The 22,029-nt window shown below is 70.8% G+C and carries 21 protein-coding genes and 1 pseudogene; 12 read left to right on the top strand and 10 right to left on the bottom strand.

Annotated elements, in window-relative coordinates; translation table 11 throughout:
- The 6 genes from K338_RS26530 (at position 1) to K338_RS0118065 (ending at position 8,303) form a co-directional block, all read left to right on the top strand.
- Positions 1 to 1,785, top strand: coding sequence for a hypothetical protein (locus tag K338_RS26530; protein ID WP_342662747.1), 1,785 nt, complete (start codon positions 1 to 3; stop codon positions 1,783 to 1,785).
- A 170-nt stretch (positions 1,786 to 1,955) separates the two neighbouring features.
- Positions 1,956 to 2,750, top strand: a complete 795-nt coding sequence (locus tag K338_RS0118085) for a DUF5819 family protein (RefSeq protein WP_022919572.1) — start codon at positions 1,956 to 1,958, stop codon at positions 2,748 to 2,750.
- Entirely contained in the window at positions 2,747 to 4,045 is a 1,299-nt protein-coding gene (locus tag K338_RS23790) for an HTTM domain-containing protein (protein WP_022919571.1), read from the top strand. The genes K338_RS0118085 and K338_RS23790 overlap by 4 nt, the downstream gene beginning before the upstream one ends.
- Complete coding sequence (locus tag K338_RS0118075) at positions 4,042 to 5,517, top strand: phytoene desaturase family protein (protein ID WP_022919570.1); 1,476 nt, start codon at positions 4,042 to 4,044, stop codon at positions 5,515 to 5,517. The genes K338_RS23790 and K338_RS0118075 overlap by 4 nt, the downstream gene beginning before the upstream one ends.
- A 235-nt stretch (positions 5,518 to 5,752) precedes the next feature.
- A complete protein-coding gene (gene groL / locus K338_RS0118070) occupies positions 5,753 to 7,381 on the top strand; it encodes a chaperonin GroEL (RefSeq protein WP_022919569.1) in 1,629 nt (542 codons plus the stop codon).
- Between the two features lie 313 nt (positions 7,382 to 7,694).
- Complete coding sequence (locus K338_RS0118065; RefSeq protein ID WP_157612626.1) at positions 7,695 to 8,303, top strand: hypothetical protein; 609 nt, start codon at positions 7,695 to 7,697, stop codon at positions 8,301 to 8,303.
- A gap of 32 nt (positions 8,304 to 8,335) precedes the next feature.
- Here K338_RS0118065 and K338_RS0118060 read toward each other — a convergent pair whose 3' ends face one another.
- The 3 genes from K338_RS0118060 to K338_RS26030 all read right to left on the bottom strand — a co-directional run bounded on the left by K338_RS0118060 (position 8,336) and on the right by K338_RS26030 (position 10,968).
- A complete protein-coding gene (locus tag K338_RS0118060) occupies positions 8,336 to 9,214 on the bottom strand; it encodes a DUF4031 domain-containing protein (RefSeq protein ID WP_022919567.1) in 879 nt (292 codons plus the stop codon).
- 53 nt (positions 9,215 to 9,267) lie between these two features.
- Positions 9,268 to 9,558 carry a WXG100 family type VII secretion target gene (locus K338_RS0118055; protein WP_022919566.1) on the bottom strand — a complete coding sequence of 97 codons (291 nt, stop codon included), beginning with the start codon at positions 9,556 to 9,558 and terminating at the stop codon, positions 9,268 to 9,270.
- 177 nt (positions 9,559 to 9,735) lie between these two features.
- Entirely contained in the window at positions 9,736 to 10,968 is a 1,233-nt protein-coding gene (locus K338_RS26030; protein ID WP_022919565.1) for an HD domain-containing protein, read from the bottom strand.
- 205 nt (positions 10,969 to 11,173) lie between these two features.
- On the opposite strand from K338_RS26030, the gene K338_RS0118045 reads away from it, so the two are divergent.
- The 5 genes from K338_RS0118045 (at position 11,174) to K338_RS0118025 (ending at position 14,589) form a co-directional block, all read left to right on the top strand.
- Complete coding sequence (locus tag K338_RS0118045; protein ID WP_022919564.1) at positions 11,174 to 11,653, top strand: MogA/MoaB family molybdenum cofactor biosynthesis protein; 480 nt, start codon at positions 11,174 to 11,176, stop codon at positions 11,651 to 11,653.
- Entirely contained in the window at positions 11,653 to 12,078 is a 426-nt protein-coding gene (locus tag K338_RS0118040; RefSeq protein WP_022919563.1) for a molybdenum cofactor biosynthesis protein MoaE, read from the top strand. The genes K338_RS0118045 and K338_RS0118040 overlap by 1 nt, the downstream gene beginning before the upstream one ends.
- A 58-nt stretch (positions 12,079 to 12,136) precedes the next feature.
- Positions 12,137 to 13,153 (top strand): GTP 3',8-cyclase MoaA, encoded by a 1,017-nt coding sequence (gene moaA, locus K338_RS0118035; RefSeq protein ID WP_022919562.1) that lies wholly within the window; start codon positions 12,137 to 12,139, stop codon positions 13,151 to 13,153.
- Positions 13,154 to 13,245: 92 nt separating this feature from the next.
- Complete coding sequence (locus K338_RS0118030) at positions 13,246 to 13,713, top strand: hypothetical protein (RefSeq protein ID WP_022919561.1); 468 nt, start codon at positions 13,246 to 13,248, stop codon at positions 13,711 to 13,713.
- Positions 13,714 to 13,803: 90 nt separating this feature from the next.
- Positions 13,804 to 14,589 (top strand): inositol monophosphatase family protein, encoded by a 786-nt coding sequence (locus tag K338_RS0118025; protein WP_022919560.1) that lies wholly within the window; start codon positions 13,804 to 13,806, stop codon positions 14,587 to 14,589.
- Between the two features lie 12 nt (positions 14,590 to 14,601).
- Here the strand turns inward: K338_RS0118025 and K338_RS0118020 are convergent, their stop codons facing one another.
- The 7 genes from K338_RS0118020 to K338_RS0117990 form a co-directional block, all read right to left on the bottom strand.
- The gene (locus K338_RS0118020) at positions 14,602 to 15,801 is read right to left on the bottom strand and encodes an RtcB family protein (RefSeq protein ID WP_022919559.1); all 1,200 of its coding nucleotides are present in this window, start codon (positions 15,799 to 15,801) and stop codon (positions 14,602 to 14,604) included.
- Complete coding sequence (locus K338_RS0118015; RefSeq protein ID WP_022919558.1) at positions 15,794 to 16,030, bottom strand: MoaD/ThiS family protein; 237 nt, start codon at positions 16,028 to 16,030, stop codon at positions 15,794 to 15,796. Before K338_RS0118015 ends, K338_RS0118020 begins: the two co-directional genes overlap by 8 nt.
- Before the next feature lie 309 nt (positions 16,031 to 16,339).
- Positions 16,340 to 16,822 (bottom strand): cyclic pyranopterin monophosphate synthase MoaC, encoded by a 483-nt coding sequence (gene moaC / locus K338_RS0118010; RefSeq protein WP_022919557.1) that lies wholly within the window; start codon positions 16,820 to 16,822, stop codon positions 16,340 to 16,342.
- Entirely contained in the window at positions 16,819 to 18,135 is a 1,317-nt protein-coding gene (locus K338_RS23780) for a molybdopterin molybdotransferase MoeA (protein WP_022919556.1), read from the bottom strand. The genes moaC and K338_RS23780 overlap by 4 nt, the downstream gene beginning before the upstream one ends.
- The gene (locus tag K338_RS0118000; RefSeq protein WP_022919555.1) at positions 18,132 to 19,385 is read right to left on the bottom strand and encodes a ThiF family adenylyltransferase; all 1,254 of its coding nucleotides are present in this window, start codon (positions 19,383 to 19,385) and stop codon (positions 18,132 to 18,134) included. The genes K338_RS23780 and K338_RS0118000 overlap by 4 nt, the downstream gene beginning before the upstream one ends.
- A gap of 111 nt (positions 19,386 to 19,496) precedes the next feature.
- Positions 19,497 to 20,714, bottom strand: a complete 1,218-nt coding sequence (locus tag K338_RS23775) for an IS30 family transposase (RefSeq protein ID WP_027287010.1) — start codon at positions 20,712 to 20,714, stop codon at positions 19,497 to 19,499.
- Between the two features lie 105 nt (positions 20,715 to 20,819).
- The gene (locus K338_RS0117990) at positions 20,820 to 21,614 is read right to left on the bottom strand and encodes an SDR family NAD(P)-dependent oxidoreductase (RefSeq protein WP_022919553.1); all 795 of its coding nucleotides are present in this window, start codon (positions 21,612 to 21,614) and stop codon (positions 20,820 to 20,822) included.
- Between the two features lie 240 nt (positions 21,615 to 21,854).
- Here K338_RS0117990 and K338_RS26300 point away from each other — a divergent pair.
- Positions 21,855 to 22,029, top strand: a pseudogene (locus K338_RS26300) (ISL3 family transposase); the annotation flags it as partial.

Raw genomic sequence — 22,029 nt, 5'->3', positions numbered from 1 at the left:
GTGCTCGGCCCGGACGTTGTCCAGGCCGCACTCGATGGTGCCATCGGCAGCACCCTCGACCAGATCCCGGCGCTGGTCGTCGAGGCAGTCACCGACGCGCTGCATGCCGCGGACGTGACCATCGGGATCACCGGCGACATCAGTCCGGCGATCGGCCCGAGCATCGGGACCGTCGACGTTCAACTCAGTGGCACGCTCGGCGACTTCCTCGGTGTGGAAGGAGCCGAGGAGCCAGTCGTCGACACCTCCGGCACCTCGATCATCGGACTGCCGGTCGGCGATCTGGTTCAACCGCTGCTCCAGGCAGTGACGAACACCATCCTGCCGGCGCTCGTCCAGCCGCTCAGTGAGGCGATCACTGACGAGGGCACATTGGACACGATCTTCCGGCCGGCGGTCGAGGGCCTCAACGAGCTGTTGAGCCCGCTGGCTGCTGGGATCACCGAGAACCTGGTCTCGTTGACTGCCAACGTGCAGGAGAGCCCGGGCGACTTCGTCGAGGAGAACGGGTATGACGAAGGGTCCTTCACCCAGCGTGCGCTGCAGCTGACGCTGCTGCCCAGCGACCCGCTCGTGCAGCTGAGCCTGGCTTCTGCGACAGTTCGTGCCGAAGCCGAGGACGAGGATGCAGACACAGACGCTGATGCGGCGGCCGATCCGGACGCCTCGGCGGATGACTCGGCCGATCCGGATGCGTCCGCCGATGACTCCTCGGACGCGAACACCAACGCCTCGGCCTCGGCCGCTGCGTCGGCGAACGCGGACGACGACTCCAACGCTGCCGCCGAGGCTGCTGCTCAGGCAGCCGCAGACGCTGACGCTGACGATGCTGCCAGTGCAGAGGCGGATGCCTCCGCTGCAGCGGCAGCGCAGGCTGCGGCCAACGAGGATGCGTCCTCGGACGCCACGGCGGACGTGGAAGCAGATGCCAACGCCTCGGCAGCAGCCGCTGCCCAGGCGGCAGCGAACGACGATGCGTCCTCCGACGCGAACGCCGCTGCCTCGGCGGACGAGTCAGCACAGCAGGACTCGGATGCTTCGGCAGAGTCGAACTCCGCGGCAGCCGCAGAGGCTGCGGCCACAGCGGACTCCTCCTCGGCAGCGTCAGCGGACGCGACCGCGGATGCGAATGCTGATGCCAGCTCGGACGCGGAGGCTGACGACGCCACGGCGGACGACTCCTCGGACGCGAACACCAACGCCTCGGCCTCTGCCGCTGCGTCGGCGAACGCGGACGACGACTCCAACGCCTCGGCTGAGGCTGCTGCCCAGGCCGCAGCCAACGACGACGCCAGCTCCACGGCATCGGCTGCAGCTGACGCGGATGCCACTGCCGCTGCTGCCTCGGCAGCGGATGCGGACGCTTCCGCTGAAGCGGCGGCCGACGTGGACAGCGATGCCAACGCGGCATCGGCTGCTGCTGCTCAGGCCGCGGCGGATGCGGACAGCACCGCATCGACCAACGCCGACGCCTCGGCTGCTGCTGCGGCCCAGGCCGAGGCGGACGCCAACGCTGCGGCCGCGGCTGCGGCGGAGGCGGCCTCGACCGCGGACTCCTCCTCGGAGGCCTCGGCCGATGCCAGCTCCACGGCCAACGCCAGCTCCGCTGCTGCAGGCGCGGACGACGCGGCCAACGGTGCAGGCGGTGCCGACAACGGCGGCGACCTGCCGGACACCGGAGCGGACCTGAACCCGGGTCTGCTGGTCGGTGCCCTGCTGCTCGTCCTGGTCGGTGGCGGCCTCGCAGTCGTAGCCCGACTCCGCCGCGAGGGACGGGCCGGCTGATGCTGGAGGGCTGAGGCCCCGCCATGAGTGAGGTCCGGTCCCGAGGCGTTCCCTCGGGACCGGACCTCGTTCGCTGGCTGCGGGGCCAGGCCGCAGCGGTACCACGGCGCCAGGCCGCAGCGGCACCACGGCGCCAGGCGGCACGAGGAAGGGAACGGTCGGAGACAACGATGAGCACGTCCAGCAGCACGGACGCAGACCCGGACACACCTGAGCGCACCCGCCTGACCACCCTGAAGCGAGTGCTCATCCTGCTCGGTGTCTTCTTCACCGCCTGGCACGTCTTCGCCACGTTCCTGTGGATCGCCCCCGGCTCCGGGCTGCGTCAGGTGGTACCGGGCACCCTGCTGCACGACTACATGATCCCGATGCACGGGCAGAGCTGGAGCGTGTTCGCCCCGAACCCGATCAACGGCGACTACCGGCTGCAGGTGCGGGCCGTCGTCGGCGAGGGTGCCGAGGCAATCCAGACCGAGTGGGTGGATGCCACCGCCGCCGAGCTGACCATGCTCACGCACAACCTCTTTCCGCCACGTGCCTCGATCACGGCACTGGACGTGGCCTCCCGGTTCAAGGGCGCCTACGACGAGCTGAACGAGGCGCAGCAGGAGACCGTCGCCCTCGGCTACTACGACGGCGCCGACTGGCGCGACCGGCTCCAGGCGGCGCTGCTCGAGCACGGCAACGCCAGCGCCGTCATGGACTACATGGAGACCGAACGACTGGCCGCTGCCTACGCCACCCAGGTGTCCTACGCGATGTGGGGTCAGGACGTGCAGCAGGTGCAGTTCATCATCAGCCGACAGAACGTCATCCCGTTCGCCGACCGCAACGACCCGGACGCCGAACGTCCACCGGTACAACCAGCACCCACCGGCTGGCGCGGCCTGGTCGTCGAGCCCGGTCAGTCCCAGGAACGGTTCGCCGAGATCTTCCTCGCCGGGGTGCAGGAGTCCGGGCAATGAGCACCGCCGACGACGTCGGAGCTCGCCCGTCCGCCCCCGCCGCACCGGGCGCAGGGCGCACCTCGCGACGCCCCGCACTGACCGCAGGTGCCCGGACCGTCGGAGTGCTGGTCGCAGAGGTGCTCCGGATGCTCGGGGGCCTGGTGGACCGCACGATCGCGTTCGCCGAGACCTGGCTCGTGGACGCCAAGCGCGCCACCTATGGTCTCGCCGTCACCCGGATCCTGCTCGGCCTGACCGGGCTGGGGCTGCTCGCCACCAACTTTCGCACCCGCTACTACGCCTTCGGCAGCGGGTCGGCATGGAACGGTGAGGCTGCCCAGCCGATCAGCGACTTCCCACAGATCTGGCTGTTCAGTACCTTCCACCACCTCGCCCTGGACGACACCGCGTTCACCGCTGCCTACCTCGCACTGGCCGCGCTGGCGGTGCTGGTGACCCTCGGCTGGCGCACCAAGCTCGTGCTCCCGGTGTACTTCGTGGCCTGGGTGTCCTTCATCGAGATGAACGACAGTCTGGGCGACCAGGGCGACAACATGTACCGGATCACCCTGCTCGCACTGCTCTTCGCCGACACCGCCGGGCGCTGGTCCCTGGACGCCCGACGCCGCGCTCGTGCGGAGGCCAGTGGCCCCTGGTGGCGGCGCGCATGGCGCGGGGTACCATTCGTACCGGCCTGGATCCGCAACACCGCGCACAACCTGGTGCTGGTGGCCGTGGCGTTCCACGTGTGCTTCGTGTACGCCTCCGGTGCGCTCTACAAGGCCGGTGGCGCGCCGTGGCAGCACGGGTATGCGATCTACAACCCGCTGCACACCCAACGGTTCGGGACCTGGCCCGAGCTCAGCGACCTGTTCACCACCTGGGCGCCGATGGTCACGGTGATCTCCTGGAGCTCGATCATCCTGCAGCTGTGCTTCCCGATGATGCTGCTGCGCCGCGCCACCCGGGTGATCGCCCTGCTGGGCATCGGCTCCTTCCATGTGGGTATCGCCGTGCTGATGGGCCTGCCCTGGTTCTCCCTGGCGATGATCGCCATCGACGCCATCTTCATCCGCGACCGCACCTGGAAGGCGGTGACCGGCCGCATCGGCACCGTCTGGCGAGCGTGCCGGCGCGGAGCACCACCGGACCGAGCCAGTGACGGCGGCGATCTCGTGACGGCTGAGACCGGCGGCACCGACAGTGTTGCCGACACCGATGACCAGCCGGAGGGCGCCACCCCGTCACGGACGAAACATCCGGAGCGCGTGCCTACCCCTGCCTCCGCAGGATCGGAGACAATGGCGAGATGACTCGCCCGAGCACGGACGCCGTCGTCATCGGCTCCGGACCGAACGGACTGGCCGCGGCGGTGACCCTGGCCCGCGCCGGCCTCGAGGTGACCGTGCTGGAGGCACAGTCCGTGCCCGGCGGCGGGGCGCGCACCCTGGACTCCCAGCTGGTCGACGGGCTGCGGCACGATCTGTGCTCGGCGGTGCACCCGTTGGCGCTGGCCAGTCCGTTCTTCGCCGCGCTGGACCTGCCGGCGCGCGGGGTGGACCTGGTGGTCCCCGAGGTGTCCTACGCCCAGCCGCTGGACGGGGGCAGGTCAGCGGTCGCCTACCGGTCCTTGGACCGCACCGTGGCAGAGCTCGGGGTCGACGGCGGAGCCTGGCGGGATCTGCTGGCTCCCCTCGTGGAGCACGAGCGGCTGCTCACGGCGCTGATCCTGGGCAACCGGCGCGAGCTGCCGCCGGGGCTGCTCACCGGGCCTGGACTGCGTGCCGTGGCGGCGGCTGTCACCCGGCTGCTGGAGCAGGGGACGCCCGCGTGGAACCTGCGGTTCCGTGGAGGCGAAGCACCGGCGCTGCTCACCGGGGTTGCGGCCCACTCCATCGCCCGGCTGCCCTCGCTGGCCGCGGCCGGCACCGCTCTGATGCTCGCCACCAACGCCCACGGCGCCGGCTGGCCGGTCCCGGTGGGCGGGTCGCAGGCGATCACCGCGGCGATGATCGCCGACCTGGAGGCCCACGGCGGCCGGGTGGTCACCGACTGCGAGGTGACCAGCTGGCGTGAGCTGCCCCGGGCCCGCACCTACCTCGCCGACCTGGCACCGGCCGGGCTGCTGCGCATCTGGGGGGAGCGGATGCGCCCGTCGGTGCGTGCGGCGCTGGGCCGGTTCCGGCACGGTAACGCTGCCGCGAAGGTGGACTACGTGCTCTCCGGGCCGGTGCCGTGGGCCGACGAGCGGATGGCCGGCGCGGGTACTGTGCACGTGGGCGGCAGCCGGGCGGACATGGCCTCCGCGGAGGCCCAGGTGGCCGACGGTGTGCTGCCGGCGCGCCCGATGCTGCTGTTCAGCGATCCTGCCCTGCACGACCCCACCCGCGAGGTCGGCGGACTGCGTCCGGGGTGGGCGTACGCGCACGTGCCCGCAGGCTGCCCGGTGGACGTCACCGAGCTGGTCACCGCCCAGATCGAACGGTTCGCCCCCGGGTTCCGGGACGTGGTGGTGGCCTCCCGGTGCATCCCTGCCGCCCGGATGGCAGAGCACGACGCGAACTACGTGGCCGGGGACATCGCGGCCGGGGCGCTCAGTGCCTGGGGGATGATTGCCCGGCCTCGGCTGAGCATCAACCCGTACGCCGCCGGCATCCCCGGGGTCTACCTGTGCTCGCAGTCCACCCCGCCCGGCCCCGGGGTGCACGGGATGAGCGGCTGGCACGCCGCCCGGATCGCGTTGCGGCAACGCTTCGGTCTGCCTGCGCCCTCGCTCGCCCCGTGACCCAGGGTGGGTTCCCCTGAGCGCGAAACGGGACCTCCGCCGTCGAGCGCTCCTTGCACTCGCACCCCGAGAGTGCCAATATTGGCGTTAGCACTCTCGACATGAGAGTGACAACTGTGGTCAGCGAGGCGAGGCGCTGGACGGGTGCGTGACGTGAACGGACCCGGACCATCGCCGTCCGTCGCGGGCGTCACGCCGACCGTGCCAAAGCCAGTACCGGAGGATCAAACCGCCAATGGCCAAGATGATTGCCTTCGACGAGGAGGCCCGCCGCGGGATGGAGCGTGGGCTGAACACCCTCGCCGACACCGTCAAGGTCACCCTCGGCCCGAGGGGACGCAACGTTGTCCTGGAGAAGAAGTGGGGCGCCCCCACGATCACCAACGATGGCGTGTCCATCGCCAAGGAGATCGAGCTCGAGGAGCCCTACGAGAAGATTGGTGCCGAGCTCGTCAAGGAGGTCGCGAAGAAGACCGATGACGTCGCGGGCGACGGCACCACCACCGCCACCGTGCTCGCCCAGGCTCTCGTCAGCGAGGGCCTGCGCAACGTGGCTGCCGGTGCGAACCCGATCGCGCTGAAGCGCGGCATCGAGAAGGCCGTCGAGGCCGTCACCGCCGAGCTGCTCTCCGGCGCCACCGAGATCGAGACCAAGGAGCAGATCGCGGCCACCGCCGGGATCTCCGCCGGCGACCCGAAGATCGGTGAGCTGATCGCCGAGGCCCTCGACAAGGTGGGCAAGGAAGGCGTCGTCACCGTCGAGGAGTCCAACGCCCTGGGCCTGGAGCTCGAGCTCACCGAGGGTATGCGCTTCGACAAGGGTTACCTGTCGGCGTACATGGTCACCGACCAGGACCGCCAGGAGGCGGTGCTGGAGGACGCCTACGTCCTGCTGGTGGAGTCGAAGATCTCCAACGTCAAGGATGTCCTGCAGCTGCTGGAGAAGGTCATCCAGTCCGGCAAGCCGCTGCTGATCGTGGCCGAGGACGTCGAGGGCGAGGCCCTGGCGACCCTGGTGCTGAACAAGATCCGCGGCACCTTCAAGTCCGTGGCCGTCAAGGCCCCGGGCTTCGGCGACCGCCGCAAGGCGATGCTGAACGACATGGCCATCCTCACCGGTGGTCAGGTCGTCTCCGAGACCGTCGGCCTGAAGCTGGACAACGTGGGCCTGGAGGTCCTCGGCCAGGCGCGCAAGGTCGTCGTGACCAAGGACGAGACCACGATCGTGGAGGGCGCCGGTGACGCCGACGCCATCGCCGGTCGCGTGTCCCAGATCCGCGCCGAGATCGAGAACTCCGACTCCGACTACGACCGCGAGAAGCTCCAGGAGCGCCTGGCCAAGCTCGCCGGTGGTGTGGCGGTCATCCGTGCGGGTGCCGCGACCGAGGTGGAGCTCAAGGAGCGCAAGCACCGCATCGAGGACGCAGTGCGCAACGCGAAGGCCGCTGTGGAGGAGGGCATCGTCGCCGGTGGTGGCGTGGCCCTGCTGCAGGCCGTGGAGAACGCGTTCGGCTCGCTGGACGTGACCGGTGACGAGGCGACCGGTGCGAACATCGTCAAGGTTGCTGTGACTGCTCCGCTGAAGCAGATCGCCGTGAACGCTGGCCTCGAGGGCGGCGTCGTGGTGGAGAAGGTCCGCAGCCTGCCTGCCGGCCAGGGCCTGAACGCCCAGACCGGTGAGTACGAGGACCTGCTCGCTGCCGGCATCAACGACCCGGTGAAGGTGACCCGGTCGGCACTGCAGAACGCTGGTTCGATCGCCGGCCTCTTCCTCACCACCGAGGCCGTCGTGGCCGACAAGCCGGAGCCGGAGCCCGCAGCCCCGGCTGGCGGTGGTGGCGACATGGGTGGCATGGGCTTCTGAGGAAACCCGGAGCGGAAGCGGGCAGCTGCCCGGTGACGCTCACCGCCTGACGAAGGCCCCCGGTTCCCCTGCGGAGCCGGGGGCCTTCGCGGATCCTGGCTTGCGTGCGTCAGTACTCTGCTTCTCGTGGAGGTTCATGGGGGAACCAGTGATCACGGCGGGCCGTGGAATCCGTACCAGGTTCCGGGTGCTCGCCGACCCCGTACGACGTCCCGAGCTGATCCGCGTCCTGGCGTAGGGCTGCCGCACGTTCGCGGGCGAGAAGTACCGCTGCGTGACCATCCTCTGACCGGCGGCCAGTACCCTGCTGTCCATGACGGGAGCCGGGGGACGTGGGGAGCCGGCGCCGTGGTCGAGCCCGCACGACGCCGGTGCCCCTGTGGGGCGGCCCGCATCCCACCAGGTGGTGGTGCGACCGGGTGCGGTGCACATCGTGATCCAGGTCGCCGCGACCCTGATCTGCCTGGGCGGCGGGCTCAGCATGCTGATCGGTGCGATCGTTGGCGGGGAGATGGACCACCGCGCAGTGGCACTCCTCATCGGGAGCATCTTCGCCCTCATCGGTCTAGGACTGTGCGCCACGCTGGTGACGGTGCTCCGGCGCCGCACCTTCACCTTCACCGCGGAGGCATTCGAGGGGAGGTTCCATGGTCGCCCGTTGCGGGTGCCGTGGTCGACGGTTGCCGAGGTGAAGATCCGGGCCAGGGTGCCGGGGCCGACCAGCACCGCGTTCCTCCTGCGCCCGCGGTGGATGCCGTACGCTTTCCTACACTTCCGGCTGCGCGAGGGTGGCGCCATCGAGGGCGTGGTCGGGAACACGCTGGCACTGCCGTTCTGGAACCGGACCGAGCTGATCCACTCCTTCGCCTACGGGTGCCGGACCTTCGCCGAGGCGCGCTTCACCGGCGTGGAGCAGCTCTGACCGCACCGGACCGCGGCGGCCTGGGGTCTAGGTCAGCGCTGCAGCTGTGCGAGCTCACCCTGCAGGTTCGCCCGTGCCCGTTGCTCCCAGTGTGCCGCCCCGGTCGGGGTCCGGAACAGTGGCCGCCGGTCCAGCAGGTGCTGCAGGACGGCGGACCTTCCGGTGCGCCAGTCGGGTTCGCTGACGTGGGCGTACTCGGCGCGTACCTGCTGCTGGTACCGGGCGTAGCCGTCCGGGTCGCGGCCGAGGACGGCCAGGTCGGCGTCGCACAGCAGGGCCCCGGCGCGGTCCTGCGGTACGGGGGAGTGGGACCGGGTGAGCAGCACCAGTCGCACCACCTCGCTCACCTCGGTGGCCGCCAGTCCCACCTGCGGCAGGGCACGTTCCGCGAGGTCAGCAGAGTCTTCCTCGTCCACACCGGCGACCCCGGTGTAGATCGCGTCGTGGAACCAGGCGGCCAGCCGGACGGTGCGCGGGGGCACGGCGGGCGCGCACAGCAGGTCGAGGGCGCTGAGCACGTCCAGCAGGTGGGCCGTGGTGTGGTACCGCCGGTGCGGTTCACTCCACCGGTGCAGAAGCTGTGTGCCCAGTCCTGGCTGCGCCGCCAGTGTGTGCGCCCAGCGCTGCTCCAGGACGGCCCGGGCCCGCTGCGGCCGGTCTCGCGCCGGCAGCCGCAACCCGCTGCGGCGCAGCCGCCGGATCAGCTCACCGGCACTGACCGGCTGCGCCCCTAGCTGCACGAGCTCGTCGTGACGTTCGGCGGGAACGTCGTAGTGGTCCGCGTCGAAGGCGCGTTCGGCCAGGCCCGCGGCGGCTGCGAACTGGTGCAGCTCGGCCAGCGTGTGGTCGGACACCAGGTGCGAGAACCGCGTCCGGTGCGCCGGCCACATCGGCGGATCGATGAGGATCACACTCCGAGCGTATCGAGCCGTCGGACCACCGACCGCACCAGCTACCAGCTGGGTCAGCGGCTGAACATGCGCAGGTTGTTCGACTCCACGTCCGCGTACTGGCGGGCGCTGGCATCCAAGGCGCGGGAGATGTTGTCCAGAGAGGCCTCCACCTGACGCTGCGTCGCGCGCCAGTCGGTGATCAGCGCACCGAAAGCATTCGACGCACCACCCCGCCAGGACGACTGCAACGCGGTCAGGTGGCGCATCATGTTCGTCACCTCGGTGTTGATGGCACCCGCGGAGGTGCGGGCGGCAGCACCGGCACGGGCCACCTCGGTGCTGTCGACTTCGAAACGGGGCATGGTCTCTCCTCGGTCGGGGCCGTGCCTGATGCACGACGTCATGGCCTCGAGGCTAGGAGCGCAGGTGGCGCACCGGGCCCGGGTACCGGGCGGGTTGTGGACAACCGGGCGGAACGCGCGGCGCCCGCCAGCAGGTCCCTGTGCTGTGAGTACGTCGCAGCGGGGGATGCCCCGCCCTCAGTCACCCTCGCGCGGGCGGTGCTTGATCGCCGGCATCTTCGGCGGACGGCTCAGCGAGGACGTCTCGTCGAAGTCCTCGGTGTCACCTTCCACCCCCTCGTTCGGGCCGGTGTCCCCGACCCCCGGCTCCAGCGGTGAGGGAGCGCTCGCGTCCCGTCGCCGCACCGGCGTGCCCCGGCCCGACGCTTCCTGCGCAGCCAGGTGCTCCGCCCAGCGGCGTTGGCTGCGCTGGGCGATGGTCTCCCGCTCCCGGCCCGATATCCGACGCACAGACTCGGCAGCATCGTCTGCCGCGCCCGGCTCCTCGACCTCGACCGGTTCGAAACCAGCAGGCCCGGGACCGCCATCTGGCAGGTGCACCTCTTCTGGCACCGCCGGGGAGCTGTCGGCGGAGACCGGTGCTGCGCCGTCGTGCGCATCCTGAGCACCCTCGTGCCCGGGCGAGGTGCCCTCGCCCGGGGCGGCTGCGCCGTCGTGCGCATCCTGAGCATCCACCGGTCCGGCTGCTTCGCCAGCCCCTGCCTCGTCGGCGGGTTCCTCCGGCAGCTGCGCGAGCTGCGCGGTGAGCCGGTCCAGCTCGGCGGTGAGGTTCTCCCGGGCCGCGTCCTCCCAGTCCTGGGCCATCGGGCTCTGGAACAGGTGCGGCCGGCTCAGCAGCTTGGTCACGATCGCCAACCGGGCACGCACATAGTCGGCCTGCGGGATGTGCGCATACTCTTCCCGGACCTGCTTGCGGTAGGCGGCATACCGCTGCGGTTCGGCGGCCAGGATGCCCAGGTCGGCGTCGCACAGCGCCTGGGCGTCGATGTCGTCCTTGGGCGCCGAGTGCCGGGCGATGCCCAGGATCAGCGCCGCGATCCGCTCCACCACCTCGGCCGGCACCCCGAGCTCGGCCAGCTCGGTGCGCGCCAGCTCGGCAGACGCGGCCTCGTCCACCCCACCGCGATGGGCGTAGGTGTTCTGCGCGGTCGCGTCGAAGGCTGCCCCGTGGTACCAGGCCGCCAGCCGCACCACGTCCGGGTCGTGCGTCTCCGGTGCCAACTCATCCACCCGGGCCAGCACCGCGATCAGCCGCTTCAGGTTGTGGTGGGCGCGCTCCGGGGCGGACCAGCGCTCGATCATCCGCTCGCCGTACGCCTCCAGCGTGGGCTGGTCCGCCGTCGCTCCCACATCCTGCAGACTGCGTCGCCATGCGGCCACTACCCAGGCAGGTGCGTCGAAGACGCCCATGACCCTCACGTTCCTCGTTCTCGATCGGACACGCCATCGTAGCCCTGAGCTGCAGTCCCGCGCGCTCGGGAAGATGTCGCTTCGGTCACGGTTTCTGCGCGGTCGGCCTGCGCTGCCGTGCGCCGCGTGCTGGGCGGTAGCACGTGCGTCTGGCTGGGTCGCTCCCGATGCCCCGGATCCGCCCCTGCGCGGTTAGTCTGGAGGTATGGCGGACCAGGTTCGGGCAACAGTGATCACGGTCTCGGACCGGTGCGCCAACGGGGTCCGGGAAGACCGGTCGGGACCTGAGGCGGCACGCCGGCTGACCGAGGCAGGCTACGCGGTCGAGGTCCAGGTGGTCCCGGACGGGGCGGACAACGTGGCCGATGCGATCACGGCGGCGGTGGGCAGCGGTGCCCAGCTGGTGCTGACCAGCGGTGGCACCGGCGTCGGCCCGCGGGACCTGACCCCGGAGGGCACCAGCCGGGTGCTGGAGAAGGTGCTGCCCGGGGTCGCTGAGGCGATCCGCCGTCGGGACGAGGCCACGGTGCCCACCTCCGCCCTCGGTCGCGGTGTGGCCGGCACCTGCGGGTCGGCGTTCGTGGTGAACGCGCCGGGGTCCGTGGGTGGTGTGGTCGCGGCGGTGGAGGTCGTCCTGCCGCTGGTTGCGCACGTGCTCAGCCAGCTCGACGGCGGTGACCACTGATGGTCGTCGCCCTCACCTCGATCTCCGGTACAGCGTTGGACCTGGCCGCGCACATCGAGGCGGTCAGTGGTCCGGAGCAGGGGGCGGTGGCTAGCTTTGTGGGCACGGTGCGGGACCACAGCCCGGACGCTGCCGGCACGGTCACCCACCTGGAGTACGTCGGCCACCCGGACGCACCGGCGGTGCTGGAGCGGATCGCCACCGAGGTGGCCGCTGCGCACCCGGCGGTCACGGTCGCGGCCAGCCACCGGGTGGGCACTGTGCTGGTCGGCGGTCTGGCGATCGTGGTCTGTGCCGCCTCGGCACACCGGGTGGAGGCGTTCACCGCCTGCCGGGAGCTGGTGGAGCGGATCAAGGCCGAGCTGCCGATGTGGAAGAAGCAGGTGCTCACCGACGGCTCCCACACCTGGGTGGGGTCGGCATGAACTGCTGGATTGCCGCAGACTGGGTAGCGTGGAGGTGCGGGGGCGAGGAGGAATCGACATGACTGTCTCTGCCCATCTGGCTCGTCCGCTGGTGGACTCCTTCGGGCGGGTGCACAAGGACCTGCGCATCTCGCTGACCGATGTGTGCAACCTGCGCTGCACCTACTGCATGCCTGCCGAAGGGGTGCCGTGGCTGGCCCGGGAGAACATCCTCACCACCCCGGAGCTGGTGCGGGTGGCCCGGGTCGCTGCCGCGCTGGGCATCGTGGAGGCTCGGCTGACCGGAGGGGAACCGCTGCTGCGCCGCGACGCGGTGGACGTGGTCCGGGAGATGGCCGCGATCGAAGGCGACGACGGCCCGCTGGAGATCTCCATGACCACCAACGCGCTGCGGCTGGTCAAGCTCGCCGGCCCCCTCGCCGAGGCCAGCCTGGCGCGGGTGAACATCAGCCTGGACACGTTGCAGCCGGAGAAGTTCGCCGAGCTCACCCGCCGCGACCGCCTGCACGACGTGCTCGCCGGTATCGACGCCGCGATCGAGGCGGGGTTCGCACCGATCAAGCTGAATGCGGTGGCCATGCGGGACGTGAACGACGACGAGCTGGTGGACCTGGTCCGCTTCGCGGTGGAGAAGAACTGCGAGATCCGGTTCATCGAGCAGATGCCGCTGGATGCCGGGCACATCTGGTCGAGGGTGAAGATGGTCACCGGCGAGGAGATCCTGGAGAAGCTGTCCGAGGCGTTCGAGCTGACCGAGGTGGGCGAGCGTGGGGCGGCCCCGGCGGAACGGTTCGCCATCGACGGCGGCCCTTCCACCGTGGGCGTGATCCGGTCGGTGTCCAAGCCGTTCTGCGGTGCGTGCGACCGGGTGCGGATCACCGCCGACGGGCAGCTGCGCAACTGCTTGTTCGCTCGCACCGAGTCCGACCTGCTCGCACCGCTGCGCGAAGGCGGCAGCGATGACGACCTCGCGGAGATCATGCACAAGTGCATCGCGGGCAAGCTGCCCGGGCACGGCATCAACGACCCCGGGTTCCTGCAGCCCGACCGGCCGATGAGCGCGATCGGCGGATGATTCTGCCCATGCCCGACGGCGGAGCCTCCGGGGGCAGGGCCGCTCCCCGGGGTGTGGGGCTGCTTGTCGTGGCACGCGACGGCGGAGCGTAGATGGCTGGTGCGGCGCACCCGCCGTTGCGGGTGGTCCGGGCGGTGTTCGCCGACCTGGCTGCCCGAGGTCGCGTGGTGCTCGGCGGATCGGGCCTGCTGTATGCGCTCGACCTGGTGGAGGCGGTGGGGGACTGGGACCTGGTCACCGACGTGCCGCCCGAGCAGGTGGCGGAGGTGCTCACCGCCCGGGGGCTGGCCGCGGAGCGGCTCGGCGGCGACCTGCCCGCCTTCGCCACTGCGGCGCTGTTCCGGGTGGACGCGGGTGACCACCAGGTCGACGTGCTGGTCGACTTCGCCATCCGCTCCGGTGGTTCGGTGACGCCGATCCCGCCGCGGCCGTGGCGCACCTGGCAGGGCATGATGCTGGGCCGGCCGGAGGACTGGGCACTGGCGTACGAGCTGATGGGCCGGGAGCAGAAGGCGGCGCTGCTGCGGGACTGGCTGCGGCGCAACCACGAGGAGGGGTAGTGGGTGCCGGTCCGCGCGCCGCGGAGCCCTCGGCAGCCGGGGCGTGGACCGATTCGGGGTTGACCGACGTTCTCTGGCAGATTGAGAGGTATGGACACCGATGCGATCCTCGACCTGCTGAAAGCCACTGCCGCCGAGCTGATCACCCCCCGGTTCCGCCGGCTGTCAGCGGACCAGGTGATGGAGAAGCAGCCCGGCGACCTGGTCACGGTCGCCGACCGGGAGTCCGAGGTGGCGATCACCCACGCACTGCGGCAGCACTACCCGGACGCGCTGATCCTCGGCGAGGAGGCGACCGCCACCCAGGCGGGGCTGCTCCCGGCGTTCGCCGGTGCGGAGCATGCGTTCACCATCGACCCGGTGGACGGGACGAAGAACTTCGTGAACGGCTCACCGGACCATGCGGTGATGGTCGCCGAGCTGCGGTCCGGGCAGGCGGTGCGTGGGTGGATCTGGCAGCCGGAGCACCAGCTCGCCTATGTGGCCGAGGCCGGTGCCGGCGTCTACTGCAACGGTGAGCGGTTGACGGCGCAGCCGCGCTCGAGCGTCACCGGCCAGATCCGCGGCGCCAGCTCCACTGAGCTGCACGGGATGAGCCCGGGAGGACTCGCCGAGGTGACCGACTCCTGGTGGTGCGCTGGGGTGGACTACACGCAGATGCTCAGCGGTGCCACCGACTATCTGTTCTTCCGCCGGGACTGGCCCTGGGACCATGTGCCCGGCGCCCTGATGGTCGCCGAGCTCGGTGGGCGCACCGGCCGGGTGGACGGCACCAGGTATGACCCGCGGGTGCGGCAGGACTGGCTGCTCAGCGCCGCCAGCGAGGAGGTCTTCGAGCAGGTCCGGGGCCCGGTGGGCGCAGCGCTCGGGCTGTGAGCCCTGCGGTGCTCACTCGCCCTTGACGTTCACCACCTGACGCAGCGTGTGCACGGTCTCCACCAGGTCCGCGGCATCTGCCATCACCACGTCGATGGCCTTGTAGGCGTCGGGGATCTCGTCGATGAACGCCGCCGAGGCACGGAACTCGATGCCCGTCATCCGCTCCCGCAGGTCCTCGAGGGTGAAGTTCCGCTTCGCGGCCGTCCGGGAGTGCATCCGGCCTGCTCCGTGCGGGGCGCTGGTCAAGGACATCGGGTCCCCCTTGCCGCGAACCACGTAGGAGGCATCGCCCATCGAGCCGGGGATCAGACCCCAGGTGCCGACGCTCGCGTCGATGGCGCCCTTGCGGGAGAGCCAGACCTGCTTGCCGAAGTGGCGCTCGCGCTCGGTGTAGTTGTGGTGGCAGGAGACCTCCTGCACCCGCTGCACCCGCTCGCCGAGCACGTCCCCGACCGCCTCTGCCACCCGGTCCATCATCTCCGCGCGGTTCTCCCGGGCGAAGGCCTGCGCCCAGCGCAGCTCGTCGATGTAGCGGGTGAACTCCTCGGTGCCTTCCACCAGGTAGGCCAGGTCGCGGTTCGGTAGATCGATGCGGTGCCGCTGGCAGTACTCGCGTGCGACCTTGATGTGGTGCTGGGCGATCTTGTTGCCCACGCCACGGCTGCCGGAGTGCAGGAACAGCCACACCCGGTGCTGTTCATCGAGGGTGACCTCGATGAAGTGGTTCCCACCGCCCAGGCTGCCGAGCTGCTTGCGCCAGTTCTTGGCGTAGCGGGCCGGGTCGAAGGCAGTGGCGCCGTCCTGGGCGGCACGCTGCTCCAAGCGCTGGACGCGCGCCTTCGCACTGGCGGTCAGCCGCCGGTTGTACCTGCCCGGTGAGAGCGGGACCGCTGCCTCGATGGCCACCCGCATCGGTGCCAGGTCCCCAGGCAGGTCGGCCGCGGTGAGCTGGGTGAGCACGGCCTCCATACCGCAGCCGATGTCGACTCCCACCGCAGCCGGCATGATCGCGCCCAGCGTCGGGATGACCGAACCGACAGTGGCCCCCATGCCCAGGTGGGCATCAGGCATCAGCGCCAGGTGCGGGAAGATGAACGGCATCCGGCTGGTGGTGATCGCCTGCTCGCGGGTCTTCTCCTCCAGGATGGAGGCGAAGCTGACGAGCTTCTCGTCCAGACGCTCAGGTGCGTCTCGTGCGCGGTCAGCCACCGGCAAACGGGGGCAGCACGTCCACCACGGTCGCCTCGCCCACCTCGGTGCTGGGCTCAGCGGCCACGCCGTCCACCAACAGCGAGCAGCTGGTCAGCACCCGTTCGAGCTGTTCCCCGTGCCGGTCGACCATCAGCGCTCGCAGCTCCTCGATGGTGCTCGCGGCCAGGGACTCACCCTGCCGCCCGGCCGCCTCGGCTGCGGCCGCAAAGTAGCGAACCTCGGTCACGACTCCTCCTCACCACAGGCGCTGGCCGGGCGGGTCACTCGCCGCTGCCGTGCGCCGTCCGTGCCTCTGCCTCGAGTCTGCCAGAGAATCCCGCAGGTGGGGCGGTCGGGGGCGCCGGAGCCGTCCGTGCACCACCGTGCCGAGCTCGGATGCTCGCCAGGGCGGCAGTTCCTGCGGGGCCCCTGGATGTTCGCCAGGGCGGTAGTTCCTGCGCGGGAGCGATACCGCAGAGCACTACCGCACGGGCCAGGTATCGCCTGGATCGATTCAACGAGGAGGTGAGGGTGGAGGAGGAGGTAAGGGCGGGGGTCAGGAGGCGGTGGTCTCGCGGTGCCAGTCGCCGGACTTGCCACCAGTCTTGGCCTGGAGCTGGATGCGCTCGATCGAGGTGGACTTGTCCAGGCCCTTGACCATGTCCACCACGTTCAGGGCGGCCACGCTCACCGCGGTGAGGGCCTCCATCTCCACCCCGGTGCGGTCCGCGGTGCGGGCAGTGGCCCGCAGCGCCACCCCCTCGTCGGTCACCTCAGCATCGAGCACCACCCCGTGCACGCCGATCACGTGCGCCAGCGGCAGCAGCTCCGGGGTGCGCTTCGCGCCGGCGATCCCGGCGATCCGGGCCACGGCGAGCACATCCCCCTTGGGCACGGTGCCCTCGCGCAGCGCCGCCACCACGTGCGGAGCGCAGCGCACCAGCCCGGTGGCGGTGGCCGACCGGACCGTGGGCGTCTTCTCGGTGACGTCGACCATCCGGGCCTGGCCGGTCTCGTCCAGATGGGTGAACTCGCTCATCGGGACTGCTTCCTCTCTGCGGGCTGGTCGCTGCGGGCGTTCTGCGTGGGATCTGCACGCGATCCGCTCTGCAAGGACGGCGGCACGGAGCGCAGCAGGTGCACGACCTCGCCCGGTTCCACCTGGTCCACCTCGGCCGGCACCCGAGCCAGCGCCTGCGCGGCGGCAAGGCTGGCCACCAGGTGCGAGCCGGATCCGCGCGGGCCCACCGGTCGCACCGCCGGTCGCCCGCCCGGGTGTGCCGGCGGGTCCACCAGCACCGGGATGTACTGCTCCCGACCGGAGGGTGAGCGCCACCCCACGGTGACCTCCGCCTCCTGCAGGTGAGCTCCGCCGTCCCCATGACCTGCCATCCGGGCCAGCGCACTGCGCAGGTACACCTCGAAGGACACGTGCACGCTGACCGGGTTGCCCGGGAGGGCCACGACCACCGGCCCGTCGGGCAGGCGGCCCAGGCCCTGTGGTTTTCCGGGCTGCATCGCTACCGGTCCGAACCACATCGTCTCCAGTGGTGCGAGGACCTCCTTGACCACGTCATAGGCGCCCACGCTCACCCCACCGGAGCACACGATCAGGTCCACGTCCGGGGCGACCTCCTCCAGCACCTGGCGGAACTCGGCCGCATCGTCGGGCACCGCCCCCAGGCGCACCGCCTCCCCGCCGGCCTCCCGGACCGCCTGGGCGAGCAGGTGGGAGTTGGAGTCCGGGATCTGGCCCCACTCAGGGCTCTCCCCGGCGGCGACCAGCTCAGACCCGGTGGAGATCACCGCCACCCGGGGCCGCGGGCGCACCAGCAGCTCCCCGTGACCGCAGGCCGCGGCTGCTGCGAGCTGCGGAGCGTGCAGCACCGTGCCGGCGGGCAGCACCAGGGCGTCGGCAGCCACGTCCTCACCGGCGCGGCGGATGTGCGCCCCGGGCGCGGGCTCGGCGGTGATGCGCACCTGGGTGGTGCCGGCGTCGGTGTCCTCCACCGGCACCACCGCGTCCGGGCCCTCCGGCAGCGGTGCACCAGTCATGATCCGGGCCACGGTGCCGGGGGAGATCCGGGGCGCGTCAGTGGCGCCGGCGGGCAGGTCGGCGGCCACCGGGAGGGTCACCGGGTGGTCCGGGCCCGCCCCGGCCAGGTCGGCGGCATGCACGGCGTAGCCGTCCATCGCGGAGTTGTCGAACAGCGGGATGGCGGTGCGGCTGGTGACGTCCGCGGCGAGCACGCAGCCGCCAGCCCCGGCCAGCGGAACGGTGCGCGGTGGCAGCGGACCGGTCAGCTCGGCCAGCGCCGCCTGGTGCTCGGCGACAGTACGCGGGCGGTTCACAGCCGCTGCCAAGCGTCGATGCCACCGGTGAGCACGCTGGTGGTGAACCCGGCAGCGGCCAGGTCCCGGGCGGCGCGCTCGGCCCGCGGCCCCTGCGCGCAGTAGACGACCACCGGCGTGTCAGCGTCCAACCCGGCCCGGCCGGCCTGGGTGAGCGCCTGCGCCAGCGGCACCAGCCGAGCACCGGGGATGGAGCGCTGGGCGTACTCACCCGGCTCACGCACGTCCATCAGCACGAAGTCGTCCCGCCCGTACCGGCGGTCCTGCAGCCGCTCCTGCAGCTCAGCAGGGCTGATCCGGCCGAACGGCTCGTCCGCCGGTGGCGGCAACGGCACGGGCGATCCCGTGGGCGGCGGCAGCGGGGCGGGGGAGCCGGTAGGTGGCGGCATCGCCGCCGGTCCTGTCTCTGCCGCTGCACCCGAGCTGCCCACCCAGCCCCCGGCCGAGGCGGCCGGGGAGACCGACCCGTCTTCCGCCGTCGACCGTGGCCGTAACGGGATCTCCCGCCAGCTCGCGGCGAGGGTGTCCAGCACCAGCACGCGGCCGAGCAGCGGATCACCGATACCGGCGATCAGCTTCATCGCCTCGTTCGCCATGATCGCCCCGACCTGCCCGCACAGCGCCCCGAGCACCCCGCCCTCGGCGCAGGAGGGCACCGAGCCTTCCGGCGGCTGGTGCGGGAACAGGTCGCGCAGCGTGCGGGGCTGCTCACCATTCGGTGGGCGGGACCAGAACACCGAGATCTGCGCGTCGGAGCGGAAGATCGAGGCCCAGACGAGTGGGATGCCCAGCTCGGCGCAGGCGTCGTTGACCAGGTAGCGGGTGGTGAAGTTGTCGGTGCCGTCCAGCACCAGGTCGTAGCCGCTGAGCAGCTCGGTGACGTTCTGCGGGTCCAGGCGGACCTGGTGGCGGCGGACGTCCACGTCCGGGCTGAGTGCGAGCAGGTGCTCGGCGCCGGAGTCCACCTTCGGCCGGCCGAGGTCGTCCACGGTGTGGATCACCTGGCGGTGCAGGTTGGACCGCTCCACCACGTCGTCGTCGAACAGCCCCAGGGTGCCCACCCCGGCACCGGCCAGGTAGAGCAGCGCCGGGGAGCCGAGCCCGCCGACGCCGATCACCGCCACCTTCGCAGCCCGCAGCCGGCGCTGCCCCATCTCACCGAGCTGGGGCAGGAACAGCTGCCGCGCGAAGCGATCGGCCTCTTGCCGGGACAGCGGTGGACCGGGTTCGACCAACGGTGGCAGGGACATACCACAACCTTAACGGTCTGGGCCTGAGCGGGGCTGACGTGGTGGGCAGCTGAGGCAGGCACCCCTCCTCGTGCGCGAACGCTCCCCTTCTCGACATCTGAAGCGGCAATGTCAAGTGGTTAGTGCAACTTGGGGTGGGTTGGCGAGGAGTTGGGCGAGTCGTTGGGCGGGGGTGTCGAGGTCGAGGGTGGGTCTGGGTCGGTTGTTGAGGAGATGGGCGATGCGGCGTAGGTCGCCGCGGCTCCAGGTGGACAGGTCGCTGCCCTTGGTGAACCAGTGACGCAGGAGGCGGTTGGTGTTCTCGTTCGAGCCGCGCTGCCAGGGCGAGTGCGGATCGGCGAAATAGACCGGCATCTGCAGGTCGAGCTGGATATCGAGGTAGTTCGCCAGCTCCACCCCCCGGTCCCAGGTCAGGGACCGACGCAGCTGATCGGGTAGCTGGCGCATCTCTTCCAGCATCGCCGCGGCGACCGAGTCGGCATCATGACGGCCCGGCAGATGCAGCAGCATCGTGAACCGGCTCGAGCGCTCCACCAGGGTCCCGATCGCCGAGGCGCTCCCAGTGCCGATGATCAGATCACCCTCCCAGTGCCCGGGAACGGCCCGATCGGCCACGCTCGGTGGACGCTGACTGATCCGTAACGCCTGGGCATAGCGCTTGCCCCGCCCGTCCTGGCGATAGCGGTGCTTGCGCGTCGGGCGCTTGGTTGAGAGCTGGCGATACAGGTCCGCGCGCAGATGCCCGCGGGTCTGGACATACAGGCACTGGTAGATCGTCTCGTGGCACACCGTCTTCCTCCGGTCACCACCATGATCACGGGCCAGCACCAAGGCGATCAACCGCGGCGACCACCCCTCATCCATCCTCGCCTCGACATACCGGCACAACTCCTCGTCCCGAACGAGCTTGAACTCCTTCGGCCGGGCCGCCGCCTCCTGGGCCAGGGCATCAGCGACCAGGGCGTTGTAGTCCCCATCATCACCACGATGACGCTTGACCTCCCTGCTCACCGTCGAACGATGCCTACCCAGCTCCCGGGCAATCGCAGCACAGGTCTCACCCTGATCAAGCCCACGCTGAATCTGGTTGCGATCCTCCAAAGTCAACCGATGCCCCAACCCACCCACGCGACCAGCACACGCCGGCCGAGCCACACCACCGCCAGCCCTCGTTCTTAGCTCCATCCCACAAGCCTGAGCCCACCACGTCGCCGCGATCCGCAACGCCACACCCGAATCACGCGCCGCCTGCTTCGCCGAAGAACCCGACGCAATCGCTCCCAACACCTCACGCCGCACCTGCAACGACCACGGATAACCCGACGGCACCACAACCACCCACTCCCACATAGCCAACCTGTTGCACTGACCATATGAATCCGCCAGCGATTCACGCCGCGAAGGGGAGCGTTCGCGACTGTGGGGTCAGCGGGGTCAGCGGGGTGGCATGCGCAGCGCACCGTCCAGACGGATGACCTCGCCGTTCAGGTACGGGTTGGCCACGATGTGCTCCACCAGTGCCGCGTACTCCGCCGGCCGGCCGAGCCGGGCGGGGTGAGGTACGAGCGACTCCAGCCCGGCCCTCACCTCCTCGCCCAGGCCGGCCATCATCGGGGTGCCGAACACGCCCGGCGCGATCCCGGCCACCCGGATGCCGTACTGCGCCAGGTCGCGGGCCGCGGTCAGTGTGAGCGAGGCGACGCCGCCCTTGGAGGAGGAGTACGCCGCCTGCCCGACCTGCCCCTCGAACGCCGCCACCGATGCGGTGAGCACCACCACCCCGCGGTCGACGCCCTCCTCGCCGCCGGCCTGGTCGCCATCGCCTGCCGGGTCGTTGCCGGCCATCGCCTCGGCAGCCAGGCGGAGCAGGTTGAACGTGCCGACCAAGTTGATCTCCACCACCCGCCGGTAGTCCTCGAGCGGCAGCAGTCCCCGCTTGCCCAGGATCCGGCCCGGGGTGGCCACACCGGCGCAGGAGACCGCGATCCGGAGGGTTCCGAGGCTGGTGGCGGCCTTCACGGCGCCGCGCACCGACCCCTCGTCGCGCACGTCCCCGGCCACGAACACGGCCCGCGCGCCGAGCTCGTCGGCCAGGTCCTGCCCGGGGGAGGTGGGCAGGTCCAGGAGCACGACGGCGCCGCCCGCCGCGATCATGCGTCTCGCCGTGGCCTCGCCCAGGCCGGAGGCGCCGCCGGAGATCAGGGCGACAGTGTCCGATGTGATCTGCATAGGGGCCACGCTAACGCGCGGGGCCCACCCGGCACTGGGAGAAACAGGGGGTTGCCCGACCGTCTGCAGCACGAATCGGTATCTGCAGCGCATCGGCCGGTGCTTCCGATACCAATCTGGCTCTTCGCAGATGAGGGTGTAGAGACAGGTCCCAGTGGTCTGGGCGTGGCGGTGTCTGGATAGAGGTCGAGGCCTTCCGACGATGGGAGTTACCACACAGCCCATCCGAAAGACCTCGACATGTCCCAGCCTACGTTCACCGCCCCGGATCTCGACACCTTCTGCATGGTCGACGCGCTCGGCCTGACCGTCACCGGCCAGCACCTCGAACCTGAGAGAGCAGTGCTTCAGTGCCGAGTCCGTGAGGATGATCCCTGGTGCCGCTCCTGCGGCGGCGAAGGCATCCCGAAGGGCA

The sequence above is a fragment of the Ruania albidiflava DSM 18029 genome (assembly GCF_000421225.1).
GTDB lineage: Bacteria > Actinomycetota > Actinomycetes > Actinomycetales > Beutenbergiaceae > Ruania > Ruania albidiflava.
The sequence above is the reverse complement of the archived record's forward strand: the minus strand, read 5'-3'. Positions and strand labels throughout refer to the sequence as shown.